The sequence below is a fragment of the Promicromonospora sp. NPDC060204 genome (genome assembly GCF_042728455.1).
Classification (GTDB): domain Bacteria; phylum Actinomycetota; class Actinomycetes; order Actinomycetales; family Cellulomonadaceae; genus Promicromonospora.
Map to the genome: position 1 here is coordinate 1 of NZ_JBHWZO010000200.1, position 11,578 is coordinate 11,578.

Below are 11,578 nucleotides of genomic sequence, written 5' to 3' on the forward strand. Positions count from 1 at the left end.
GTCGGTCGATTGACCGGTCTCGAAGCAACCGACCGAAGTCGGCACTGCTTGTGACGTCGGCACTGCTTGTGAGGTGTGAGGACCAATGGGAGAGAGCATGAGCGCGACCCTGATCGGCACGTCCCACGGGACCGACGACGCCGCCGGCCAGGCCGCCGTGCGCGCGCTGCTCGACGGCGTCCGCGTCGCCCGGCCGGACCTCGACGTGCGCGAGGCGTTCGTGGACGTGCAGCAGCCCGAGGTCGGCGACGTCCTCGCCGAGGCCGTGCGCGACGCCCGGGCCGCCGCACGTTCCGGCGGGCGTTCCGGCGGGCAGGACGACGGGGGCGGGCCCGACGCCGTCGTCGTGCCGGTGCTGCTGTCCACCGGGTATCACGTGCGGCACGACATCGCGCAGGCCGTCGCGGCCGTCACCGCGACCGCCGAGGGCAGTGCGGTGGCGGCCGATCCCCTCGGCCCGCACCCGCTGCTGGTCGACATCCTGGCCGACCGCTACGCCGCCGCCGAGGCGGCGCACGGCCCGTTCCGGCCGGACGACGCGGTGGTCCTCGCGGCCGCCGGGTCCTCCGTGGCGGCCGCGGCGACAGCGGTCGAGGAGGTGGCCAGCGCGCTGGCCCAGCGCCTGGGCCGCCCCGTCACACCGTCGTACGGTGCTGGCGCGGAGCCGCGCGTCCCGGACGCGGTGGCCGCCGCCCGCGCGGGCACGTCGGGCTCCGGCAGCGTGATCGTCGTGTCCTACCTGCTCGCTCCCGGCTACTTCCTGGACCGGGTGCTCGAGGCGGGCGCCGACGTCGTGACCGACCCGGTCGCCGGCCCGGCCGGGGCCGACAAGCCCGACCCGCGACTGGTCCAGGTGGTGCTGGACCGCTACGACGCGGCCGTCAGCGCCTGAGCAGGGCCCCGCTCACGCCCAGCCGAACGCCGTCCGGACGCGGTCGACGCTGGAGCGCAGGCCCCACTGCCCGACGAGCGCCTCCAGCGCCTCCGGGTCGGCGGGTCCTGTCGGGACCGCCGGATCGAACGCCGGCAGGGGAGCGTCGCGCGCCACCTGCACCACGACCGGCGCGACCTTCAGGTACTCGTCGGCCTCCAGCAGGCGACGGCGCTGCGTGGTGGTGAGCCCCTTGTCGCCGGCGTCCCGCGCCGCGAGGATCCGCGCCAGCGTGCCGTACTGGGCGAGCAGCTTGGCCGCGGTCTTCTCGCCGACCCCCGGCACGCCCGGCAGGCCGTCGCTCGGGTCGCCCCGGAGCGTCGCCATGTCGGCGTAGGCCTGGCCCGAGGCGACGCCGTACTTCTCGGCCAGCCGCTTCTCGTCCACCACGTCGGGGTCCCGGATGCCGCGCGCCGGGTACAGCACGCGCACCCCGGCTGCGTCGTCGACGAGCTGGAACAGGTCGCGGTCGCCCGTGACGATGTCCACCGGCCCGGCGCCCTGCTCGACCGCCCGGGCGGTCAGGGTGCCGATGACGTCGTCAGCCTCGTAGCCGGGCACGCCGACGCGCGCGATGCCGAGCGCCGCCAGCACGTCCTTGATGACCGGCACCTGCGCGAGCAGCGTCTCGGGCACCTCCTCGATGCCCGTGGTGCCGGGCACCTCCTGCGCGACGCGGTGCGCCTTGTAGCTCGGGATCGCCTCGACCCGGAAGGCGGGCCGCCAGTCGTCGTCCCAGCACGCGACCATGCGGTCGGGACCGTGCGTCGTGGCGAGCCACGCGATGGTGTCCAGCAGGCCGCGGACGGCGTTCACGGGCACACCGCTGGGCGCGCGCAGCGAGTCGGGCACGCCGAAGAACGCGCGGAAGTACAGCGAGGCGGAGTCGAGGAGCATGAGGCTCATGCTGCGAAGCCTGCCACGCACCACCGACAAGCGGGCTGTCGAGCGAGAATGCGGGACAAATGCGGCTAAATGCTCGCAGGAGGTCGGTTCTGGCCCGGTGTGCCCGTAGTGTCCGACCATGACAAGCAAAGAACAGCAGGTGACCGAGGTCATCGAGGGCCTCGGCCTCGGGATGGCGGCGGTCGGCACGACGCGCGTGACCTCCGCGAAGGCGGATCTCGAGCGTGCCCTGAGCCTCGCGTGGTCGGGCTGGGGGCACAGCGGGGACTACCCGCTGATCGAGCGGGTCCAGAAGCCGGAGAACGAGCTCCGGGCCGGGATCTTCGGGTCGAACCGGCGGACGAACGCCGCGGTCGTCTGGCGGGAGCGCGGCGACTCGTACGTCGTCGACATCGCGCTGGTGAACCGGACGCCGGAGGAGGCGGCGCGGTTCGTCGGCCGACGGCCGCTCGGCGAGTGGGTGCTGCTGGCAGAGCTCTTCCTCGGCGCGCTCAACCCCGGCGACATACCGGTGAGCGACGTCACGGTGTGAACAGGCCGCCCACCGCCACGCCCGCGGTCGCCGCGAGCACCGTCACCAGCAGCGTGCCCAGGGTGTTCGTCAGCGCGAGCCGGAGCCGGCCGGACCGGGCCAGTCGCACTGACTCCATCGTGGCCGTGGAGAACGTGGTGTAGCCGCCGCACAGGCCCGTGGTCAGGGAGAACTGGACCAGCTGCGCGACGTCGGTGGACACCCCGTACCAGGACAGCGTGTGGGTCAGGGTCGAGAACACGCCGATCAGGAACGAGCCGGTCACGTTCACCACGAACGTGCCCCACGGGAACCCGCCGTTGTGCCGGGCCCTGACCTCGCCGTCGACCACGAACCGGGCGGCGGCACCCAGGCCGCCGCCGACGGCCACGAGGAGCAGTGCGAGCACCGCCGTCACCTGCCCTTCCGGCGCCGGTCGGCGCGTGCCGCCAGCGCGATCCCGCCGAGGCACGTCGCCGTGCCGCCCACGAGCGTGAGCGTCACGTACAGCAGCGCGAGCCACGCCATGTCCTGGCCGATCAACGTCTGGACCTCCAGGGCGAACGCGGAATAGGTGGTGAACCCGCCGAGCACGCCCGTGCCGATCCCGAGGCGGATCTTGCGGCGCCGGACGGTCTCGCGGCCGCGGCGGGCGAGGGCCTCCAGGAGGTAGCCCAGCGCGAACGCACCGGCGAGGTTCACCAGGAGGGTCCCGATCGGGAACCAGAGAATCGTGTGGCCCGCGTCCGGGAACAGGTAGGTCAGCGGCGTCAGCAGGATCCCGGACCAGATGCCGACGAAATAGCGCGCGACCGAACCGCCCGCGCCACCCAGTGCGACCAGGCCGACGTACCGCCAGTCGCGGTGCGGTGCTCGTGTCACGCGGCGTTTTCCCTCGTGGAGGCTCGAAAGGTCTGGGACGAACCTACCGCTCACGGGGCCGACATCGTCTCGGGGAGCACCAGGACGGGGCGCGACTGGTTGTGGATCAGCCGCCCCGCGACGGTCCCGCTCACGAGGCTGGTCGTCCAGCCGCGCAGGCCCGAGCGGTGGGCGCCGACGACGATCATCGCCGCCCCCACCTCGTCGGCCACCCGCCCCAGCTCGGCCGCCGGGTCGCCGGCACCGCGCCGCGCGCACCAGGGGAGGCCGACGTCGGCCATCGCCCGGTTCAGCCCGGCCAGGACGTCGGCCCCGTAGGCGTCGGAGGGCACGGCGATGTCCGGATCCACCGACACGGTGAATCCCCGGGAGTTCGAGACGGCTGTCTCGTCGACCCACACGCACACGAGCTCGATCAGGCTTCCACCCAGCGACTGGACGAGCGACGCTGCCCGCCGAGCCAGGTCCGGGTGCTTGTGGTCCACGCCGACCACCACGGATCGCACAGTCACCCTGACGAGGGTATGGCCTAAACGTCAGTCGAGGTGGTCCGGCAGGCCGAATCTAGGGAACCACTTCTCCGTGTCGATGAAAGTGGTGATGCCGGTGATGTGCTTGCCGTCGTTCTCCAGCACCACGATCCCCCACGGGTAGTGGCCGCCCTTCGGGTCCGCCCGGTACTGGGCGAACCCCGGGGTGCCGTTGACGTGGATCGGCATGCAGCGCGAGCCCTCGCACCCGTTGCCGGGCCCGGTCATCCACGCCTGGATGTTCTCGATGCCCTCCAGCCACATCGCGTACGGCGGCATGTTCATCACCGCGTCCTCGCGGAGCAGGTTGGCCAGCGCGGTCATGTCGTAGCGCTCGAACGCCGCGACGTACCGCTCCAGGAGCTCGGTCTCGTCGGCCGACGCCTGTGTCGGCGCCTCCGAGGTGCCGGACCGGTCGGGGGCCTTCTCGGCGAGCGTCGCCCGCGCCCGCTGGAGCGCGCTGTTCACCGACGCCACGGAGGTGTCGAGCAGCGTGGCCACCTCGGCGGCCGGCCAGCGCAGCACCTCGCGCAGGATCAGCACCGCCCGCTGCTTGGCCGGCAGGTGCTGCAGCGCCGCGACGAACGCGAGCCGCACCGACTCCCGCGCGACGGCGGTGTCCGCGGGGTCGCTCGCGCCGGGGAGCACGTGCTCGGTCGGGACCGGCTCGACCCACGCGTACTCGGGCAGCACCATCGTGAGGCTCTCCTCGACCGGGTCGGCCGCGGCGCCGAGGCCCATCGGGCGCTCCCGCTTGGCGCGGCTCGAGCCGAGCTGGTCGAAGCAGACGTTGGTGGCGATCCGGTACAGCCAGGTGCGGAGCGAGGAACGGCCCTCGAACCGGTCGTACGAACGCCACGCGCGCAGCAGGGTCTCCTGCACGGCGTCGTCGGCGTCGAAGGTGCCGCCCAGCAGGCGGTAGCAGTATCCGGTCAGCTCGCGGCGGTACACCTCGAGCTGAGCGGAGAGCTCGGCCCCGGCCAGGTCCTCACCGGTGCTCTGCGTAGGTTGTGACGCTGTCTGTGCCATAGCTCACACCGTACGCGGAGCCACTGACACGCTCTCGTGGATTCGACCCTGACCGAAGCCCGGGGCCCAAGTTCACCCGAGGTCGAGCTCGAACCAGACGGTCTTGCCCGTCCGCCGGCCCTCACGCGGGGGGCCGTGCCGGTGGCTCGGGCGCGGCGCCCCGCCGTGCCGGTCCACGCCCCACCGCGACGCGAGCCGTTCGAGGAACTGCACGCCGCGGCCGCCGAACTCGGTGACCGCCGGGTCGCGCAGCTCGGGCTGCACGGTCGACGAGTCGCGCACCCCCACCCGCAGCCGGTCCAGGTCCACCTCGACCGTGGCGGTGAACGGCGCCTGCCCGTGGTCGACGGCGTTGGTCAGCACCTCCGACGTCAGCAGCATCACCGTGCGGCGCAGCGGCATCGGCACGCCGCAGCTCTCCAGCACGTCGTCGACCCAGATGCGGGCCGGGCCGACGTCCAGCAGCGACGGGGCCAGCTTGCGCTCCGCCGTGGCGGGGCGCCCGAGGGACGGCGGGCCCGACGGCGCCGCCGCCCGGACGCGGACCGCGAGCACGGCGACGTCGTCCCGCTGGTCGTCCGAGGCGAGGCGGCGCACGAGGGTGACCGGCAGCGCCGCGGTGGCCGTGTCGCCGAGCGCGCCGAGCGTCTTCTGCAGGCGGTTCAGCCACTGGTCGGGGGTGGTGCCGCGCTGCTCGGCGAGGCCGTCCGTGTACAGCAGGAGCGTGTCGCCGGGATGCAGTGCCGTCACGTGGTCGGTGCGCTTCGACGTGGGCCGCACGCCGAGCATCATGTCCGGGAGCACCGAGAGGCGCTCGACCGTGCCGTCCTCGCGGAGCACGAGCGGCGGCGGGTGCCCGGCGGTGGACCAGGTGAGCTGGTACGCGCCGGCGACCCGCTCCAGCCGGGCCACCACGGCGGTCCCGCTGGCGAGCAGGCCCAGCCCGGAGTTGGCCTTGTCCAGCAGCGACAGCAGGGCCGACGGCGACTCGTCGTGGCTCCACGCGAACGCCCGCAGCAACGACCTGAGCTGGCCCATCTTCGCCGCGGCGCGCATGTCGTGGCCGGTCACGTCGCCGATCATGAACATGGTCGCGTCGTCGTCCACCGCCACGGCGTCGTACCAGTCGCCGCCGATCTGGTCGGAGCGCGTGGCGGGCGAGTAGGTCGCCGCCATGTCGAGGTGCGCCACCTCGGGCAGCCGGCTGAGCATCGCCCGCTGCAGGGTCTTCGCGGACTCCCGCCGCTCCTCCAGGAGCCGGGCCCGCTCCAGCGCGTGGCCCGTGTAGTGGGCCAGCCCGGTCTGGAGCGCGTAGGAGTCCTGGTCTGGCCCGCGGTCGCGCTCCCAGGCCAGCATGATGACGGCGACCACGGCGCCGGCCGTCACCACGGGCAGGTAGGCGCGGGCGCCGACCTCCGGGTCGCAGAACTCCTCCTTCCCCGGGAACGCCGAGAACAGCTCCTCGCCGGTGCGGAAGAAGAGGGGCCGGCCGGTGCGGGCCGCCTCGGCCAGGGGACGCTGCTCGTCGAGCTTGGTCTGGCGTAGCCGCTGGGGGAACTGCGGCTCGGCGTGGACGAGGGACCGGTAGGTGATGCCGCGGCCGTCGGCGTCCGCGAGGGCGAACGCGCAGTACCGCGCGCCGATCCCGGCGGTGCCGACCTCCACGATGACCTCTTCGACCTGGTCCATCGTGTTGGCGTTCGCGAAGGCCTCGCTCAGCGAGAGCAGGAACCGGCTGCGCCGGTTCGCCCGCACGGCGGTCTCCTGGATGCGGCGTGCGCGCTCGCGCTCGGCGCGCAGGCGCAGCTCGGCGGTGCAGGCCGCGGCGAGGTCGGCGAGGGAGTCCAGGTCGTCCTGCGACCACTCACGGGGCTGGTCGTCCACGGCGCACAGCGCACCGACGGCGCGCCCGCGCAGGTCGAAGACGGGGTAGCCGGCGAGGGCGACCAGGCCCATCTCCCGGACCAGGTAGTTGTCGCACAGGAGCGGGTCCGCGCGGGCGTCCACCGTGACGACCGGCTCGCCGCGCGCCGTGATGACGTTGGTCAGCGTGCCCGGGTGCTGCAGCAGCCGGTTGGACTGCATCGGCTCCGGCACTCCGGACGCTCCCGCGAGGACCTGGCCCTCCCGGACCACGAAGTAGACGACGGCGGCCGGGACCCGCAGGTGCCGCCGCACCAGGCGAGCAAACCGGTCAAAGGCCTCATCCGCTGTGGGAGCAGCGAGACCGACGTGCTCGAGGTCTCGCAGCGCCTGGAGGTCCGTCGGCATCCCATCAGTATTGCGAGAGAAGGACGCGTGCGCGACAGATGTACCGGATGTGTCCCTTTTGCGCCGGGCAGGTAGCCTGCCCGTTCCCGGTCACACCTCGAGCAGGCCGCGCTGGTGGGCGACGCTTACCGCCTCCGCCCGGCCCGAGGCGCCGAGCTTGGCCAGCAGGTTGGACACGTGCACGCTCACCGTCTTGGTCGAGATGAACAGCCGCTCGCCGATCTGCCGGTTGGACAGCCCCTGCGCGACCAGGCCGAGCACCTCCTCCTCGCGCTCCGTGAGGGTCGACGCCGTCGCGCGGCGGACCCCCGGCAGGTCGAGCCGCGCCCGCCGGGCGAGCGCCCGGACCGCGTCGGCCAGGGGCTGCGCGCCCATGTCCTCCGCGGCCGAGAGCGCCTCGGCGGCCTCGACCTCCGCGGCCTGCCGCTCACCGGCGCCCAGCAGCGCCTCGGCCCACCGGTAGCGCGAGCGCGCCACCTCGTAGCGGTACCCGAAGTCGAAGGCGTTCACCGTGTCCTGCCAGCTCGCGGCGGCCTCCCGCCACAGGTCTGCGGCCGCCCGCTCAGCGCTGCCGGCACCCGCGGTGCTGCCCACGACCGCGTGGAGCCGGGCGTTCTCGGCGGCGGCCCGCTGCAGCCAGGCCCGCCCCTCGGGGCCGAGCACGCCGCCGCGGGGACGCCCGCGCTGCGCCGTCTCGCGGGCGATCGCCAGGAGCGCGTCCCCGGCGTCGAGGCGTTCGGCCGCGCGCGTCTCGACGGCGGTGGCGGCGGCCGAGCCGGGGGCACCCGCGCGGCCCGCGGACCGGTCGGCCTGCGCGGCGTCGGCCAGGGCCGCGATCGCCAGCGCGGACAGCCAGATCCGGCCGAGGAACACCTCGGTCCACACCTCGCCCAGGTGGTCGGTGATCCGCACCGCCAGGGCAGCGGCGTCGTCGTACCGGCCCGCCCAGGTCAGGGCGTCGACCAGGCTGCCGCCGCCGATCAGGGCGATCTGGCCGTCGCTCTGCCAGTGGTCGAAGAGGGCCTCGCCGCGCGGGATGGCGTCGGCGTCGCCGCGCGCCACCGCCGCGTACATCTGGGTGGCCTCCAGCACGTGCTTGTGCGTGGCCGGTACCCCGCCGGCGGGTCGCGGCGACAGGTCGCCGCGGAAGTAGAGCATGACCTCCTGCAGGATCCGGAGGTTGACGGTCGGCGTGCTCCAGGCCAGCCCGAGCTCCTCGGCCCGGGCGAGCGCGTGCTCCACCCGCTGCTGGGCGGCCTCGAGCTCGCCCGCGTAGAACCGGTTGGCCGTGGCGTTGTAGAGCGTGCGCATCTCCGTGAGCACGTCCCCGGCCTCGGTCGCCGCCGTACGGGCCTCGTCGAGGAGTGCCGCGGCCCGGTCCGGGTCGGCCACGTCGAGCACGGCGAGGGTCGAGAGCGCCGCGGCGAGGGCACCGGGCTGCCCGACGGACCGCGCCTCCTCGATGGCGCACTGGGCGTGCCCGCGGGCGTCGTCGTCCAGGTCGATGATCATCGTGACCCGCGCCAGCAGCGCGTTGGTCCAGATCCGCTCCGGGCTGCGCTCGGGCAGCATCTCGAGGGCGGCCCGGAGGTCCTCGATCGCCGCCTCGACCTGGCCGGGCACCTCGTCCCAGGTGGGCAGGTCGAGGTACCGGTGCACGAGCACGTGCCGCAGCCCGGCCCGGCGCATGGGATCGACGGCCCCGTCGACCGCGCGCTGCGTCAGCTTGACCGCCCGCATCGGGTCGCCGGCGCGTGCTGCGGCCTCGCCCGCCGCGACCGCGACGTCGACCCGGTCGCGACCGATCCGCTCCTCTGCGTCCGGCACGGACTCCCACAGGGCGAGCACCTGCTCCCAGTGGCGGAGCTCCTCCTCGGGGGCGAGCAGCCTTCGGGCCCGGAGGGCGGCGTCGCGCGACGCGGACAGCGCCGCGGGCAGGTCGTGGCCCTCGTAGGCGTGGTGGGCGCGCTCGGCCGCGCTGCCGATCGGCATGCCGTCGGGCCCGTCCTGCTCGATCACCGCGAGGTAGGCGCGGTGCACCGACGACCGCTCGCCGGGCAGCAGGTCGGCGTACAGGGCCTCGGCGAGCAGCGCGTGCCGGAACTCCAGGTGGACGCCGGACACGACGAGCACCTGCTGGGTCACGGCCTCGCGCAGCGCGGCGTCGACGTCGTGCGCGCCCCAGCGGGCGGCCGCGGCCCGCAGCAGCTCCTCGCGCACGCGGCGTCCGGCGACCGACGCGATGCGCAGCACCTGCTGCACCTCGGGGTCCAGCCGTTCCAGCCGGGTGCGGAGCACCTCGGTGAGCGTCCAGGGCAGGCTGGCGGAGTCCGGCCCGGCGTCCAGGAGCTCCTCCGCGAAGAAGGCGTTGCCCTCGGACCGGTCCAGCACGTCGGCGAAGCCGGCGGCAGGCAGGGGCCGGCCGGCCAGGGCGGTGGTGAACTCGCGCAGCTCGTCCTCGGTGAAGGGCTGCAGGTCGATCCGCTCCACGTGCTCCAGCCGGGACAGCTCGGCGAGCAACGGGCGCAGCGGGTGCCGGCGGTCGACGTCGTCCGCCCGGTAGGTGACCACGAGCAGGACGTTCTCGGAGCGGGCGCGGGCGGCGAGGAAGCGCAGCACGTCGCGCGTCGACGCGTCGGCCCAGTGTGCGTCCTCGACGACGAGCACGAGCGGGCGCTCGGGCGCGCCGGCGACCGCCAGGCTGCGCGCGATGCCCTCGAAGAGCTGGAGCCGTTCGTCGTGGTCGGCGTCGGCGCTGCTGCCGGGCTCCAGGAGCCGCCACAGCGCCGGCCGCTCCGCGACGAGCTCGGTGACCCGCGCGGCGGCGTCGGGCCCAGCGGCCCCGGCCTGCAGCTGGGTGAGTGCCTCCGTGAAGGGGAGGTAGGGGATGCCGACCTGGCCCAGGTCGACGCAGTGCACGACGACGGCGCTGGCCCCCGCCTGCTCCGCCGCCTGCGCGACGTGGCCGATCAGGCGGGTCTTGCCCACACCGGCGTCGCCGCCCACGAGCACGAGGCCCGGGCGGCCTGCCGAGGCGCGTCCCACCGCCAGCAGGAGGGAGGCAACCTGCTCCTGCCGGGAGACCAGGGGGATCGTCGTAGACCGTCGCACCTGCACATCGTGCCACCGGTCACTGACAATCCCCCTGGCCTGGCCTTTCTCTGGTTCCACCGAGCCGGCGCCCAGGGCGCCGGCGCCCACCGTCGTCACGCGAACAGGCCGTGCCGCTTGGCGGTTGCGGGGCGCATGCCCGCGATGCCCTTCCTGATCTGCTCCGTGCGGTTCGCACGTGCGGCGCGCCGCTCCAGGCGGGCGGCACGGTCCGCGGCGGTCGGCCGCTTGCTGCGCCAGGCGTTCTTGGCCTGGCTCTGTCGGTACTCGATCTCCGCGTCGACCGCGGGTCCCCACAACGACATGATTCCTCCGATGTCCCCGGCGGGCCGTGTGCCCGTCCGGCTGATGAGGAAGACACTCGTCCTGAGTCGCGGGGGTGCGGATCGGGAGGTCGGCCAGTCCTGGCCGACGGGGTACCTCAGAGCGGCGTCTGAGGTACCCCCGCGCGGGCCTGAGGTGGCCCTGAGGTGCCTTAGTGCACCTCAGGGCCACCGGCAGACGCCTCGGCGGGCGCTCGAGATGCCCCGCGGGCCGCGCGGCGAGACACTGGGCGGGCGAGATTCAGGGAGTTCACAGCCCCACTATTGCGATCTACGTCACAGCAGACGCACACTGGAAGTAGCAGCGGACCCAATTCGGGGGTGGATCGTGACCGGAACCGAAGCTGGAACGTACGACATCTTGCCCATGCTGGGCCGTGGGAAGCACCGCAACCCCAAGAAGGGCGCGTGCTTCATGGAGCTCGCCTCCTTCCTCGCGGGGGAGAAGTGGAGCGACCATCCAGCCTGCACGCACCCGCTCATCGCGATGCTGGCGCGCGCGGTGAACGACCTGACGGCGGACCACGCCCGCCCGCAGCTCGCACCACTCATCCCGTCGGTCATCGGCCTGACCAGCACCGACCCGCGCTGGGACGTGCGGATCGCGCTGCGCGCCGCGCAGACGGCGCTGCCGGTGTCGCCCGCGGACCGGCAGCAGACGCTCGCCGTCGCAGTCCTCGGCTCCGAGCGCATGCTCGACGTCCTGGAGGACCGTCCGGCAGGCACCCTCGCACCGGAGAGCAAGGACGCGCTGGCGGCCGTACCGAAGACGGCGGCCTGGGCCGAGAGGTTCTGCGCCGGCACCAGCGTGCGGCCCAAGAGGTTCGTCCGTGACGCCGCGCCGAGCGTGGTCTCCACCGCGGTGCAGGGCATCTCGGAGGCGTTCGTGCCGGACGTCGACGCACGCCTGAGGAACCTGCTCGCAGCAACTATTGCCGATGCGCGCCGCTGGGCCGGGGACGCGGACGACGACGCCCGCACGCTCGACCCGCTGGCGTGGGGCCCGGTGGTCAAGGCGGCTCCGACAACTGCCTGACACACCTGGCCGGACAGGGGGAACCGGGTCGGGGCGCACCAGGGGGCG

General features: G+C 73.9%; 11 protein-coding genes. 3 read left to right on the forward strand and 8 right to left on the reverse strand.

Annotated elements, in window-relative coordinates; translation table 11 throughout:
- The first annotated feature begins 97 nt into the window (after positions 1–97).
- Positions 98–892 carry a sirohydrochlorin chelatase gene (locus ACFWEJ_RS21315; protein ID WP_377231192.1) on the forward strand — a complete coding sequence of 265 codons (795 nt, stop codon included), beginning with the start codon at positions 98–100 and terminating at the stop codon, positions 890–892.
- Between the two features lie 12 nt (positions 893–904).
- Here the strand turns inward: ACFWEJ_RS21315 and ACFWEJ_RS21320 are convergent, their stop codons facing one another.
- Entirely contained in the window at positions 905–1,837 is a 933-nt protein-coding gene (locus tag ACFWEJ_RS21320) for a 5'-3' exonuclease H3TH domain-containing protein (RefSeq protein ID WP_377231193.1), read from the reverse strand.
- 118 nt (positions 1,838–1,955) lie between these two features.
- On the opposite strand from ACFWEJ_RS21320, the gene ACFWEJ_RS21325 reads away from it, so the two are divergent.
- Positions 1,956–2,369, forward strand: a complete 414-nt coding sequence (locus tag ACFWEJ_RS21325; RefSeq protein ID WP_377231194.1) for a hypothetical protein — start codon at positions 1,956–1,958, stop codon at positions 2,367–2,369.
- Here ACFWEJ_RS21325 and ACFWEJ_RS21330 read toward each other — a convergent pair.
- The 7 genes from ACFWEJ_RS21330 to ACFWEJ_RS21360 form a co-directional block, all read right to left on the reverse strand.
- On the reverse strand, positions 2,359–2,757 hold the full coding sequence (locus ACFWEJ_RS21330; RefSeq protein WP_377231195.1) for a fluoride efflux transporter FluC: 399 nt from the start codon (positions 2,755–2,757) through the stop codon (positions 2,359–2,361). The two genes, ACFWEJ_RS21325 and ACFWEJ_RS21330, sit on opposite strands and share 11 nt — an antisense overlap.
- A 5-nt stretch (positions 2,758–2,762) precedes the next feature.
- Entirely contained in the window at positions 2,763–3,230 is a 468-nt protein-coding gene (locus ACFWEJ_RS21335; RefSeq protein ID WP_377231196.1) for a fluoride efflux transporter FluC, read from the reverse strand.
- Positions 3,231–3,280: 50 nt separating this feature from the next.
- Positions 3,281–3,742 (reverse strand): universal stress protein, encoded by a 462-nt coding sequence (locus ACFWEJ_RS21340; RefSeq protein WP_377231197.1) that lies wholly within the window; start codon positions 3,740–3,742, stop codon positions 3,281–3,283.
- Positions 3,743–3,766: 24 nt separating this feature from the next.
- Positions 3,767–4,789, reverse strand: coding sequence for a sigma-70 family RNA polymerase sigma factor (locus ACFWEJ_RS21345; protein ID WP_377231198.1), 1,023 nt, complete (start codon positions 4,787–4,789; stop codon positions 3,767–3,769).
- Between the two features lie 72 nt (positions 4,790–4,861).
- Positions 4,862–7,060 carry a SpoIIE family protein phosphatase gene (locus ACFWEJ_RS21350; RefSeq protein ID WP_377231199.1) on the reverse strand — a complete coding sequence of 733 codons (2,199 nt, stop codon included), beginning with the start codon at positions 7,058–7,060 and terminating at the stop codon, positions 4,862–4,864.
- A 90-nt stretch (positions 7,061–7,150) separates the two neighbouring features.
- The gene (locus tag ACFWEJ_RS21355) at positions 7,151–10,171 is read right to left on the reverse strand and encodes an AAA family ATPase (protein WP_377231200.1); all 3,021 of its coding nucleotides are present in this window, start codon (positions 10,169–10,171) and stop codon (positions 7,151–7,153) included.
- A 95-nt stretch (positions 10,172–10,266) separates the two neighbouring features.
- A complete protein-coding gene (locus ACFWEJ_RS21360) occupies positions 10,267–10,476 on the reverse strand; it encodes a hypothetical protein (protein WP_377231201.1) in 210 nt (69 codons plus the stop codon).
- Between the two features lie 346 nt (positions 10,477–10,822).
- On the opposite strand from ACFWEJ_RS21360, the gene ACFWEJ_RS21365 reads away from it, so the two are divergent.
- Positions 10,823–11,530 (forward strand): hypothetical protein, encoded by a 708-nt coding sequence (locus tag ACFWEJ_RS21365; RefSeq protein ID WP_377231202.1) that lies wholly within the window; start codon positions 10,823–10,825, stop codon positions 11,528–11,530.
- Positions 11,531–11,578: the final 48 nt, after the last annotated feature.

Coding starts and splice junctions, on each gene's coding strand:
- ACFWEJ_RS21315 (WP_377231192.1), top strand. CDS start 98: ATGAGCGCGACCCTGATCGGCACGTCCCACGGGACCGACGACGCCGCC.
- ACFWEJ_RS21320 (WP_377231193.1), bottom strand. CDS start 1,837: ATGAGCCTCATGCTCCTCGACTCCGCCTCGCTGTACTTCCGCGCGTTC.
- ACFWEJ_RS21325 (WP_377231194.1), top strand. CDS start 1,956: ATGACAAGCAAAGAACAGCAGGTGACCGAGGTCATCGAGGGCCTCGGC.
- ACFWEJ_RS21345 (WP_377231198.1), bottom strand. CDS start 4,789: ATGGCACAGACAGCGTCACAACCTACGCAGAGCACCGGTGAGGACCTG.
- ACFWEJ_RS21350 (WP_377231199.1), bottom strand. CDS start 7,060: ATGCCGACGGACCTCCAGGCGCTGCGAGACCTCGAGCACGTCGGTCTC.
- ACFWEJ_RS21360 (WP_377231201.1), bottom strand. CDS start 10,476: ATGTCGTTGTGGGGACCCGCGGTCGACGCGGAGATCGAGTACCGACAG.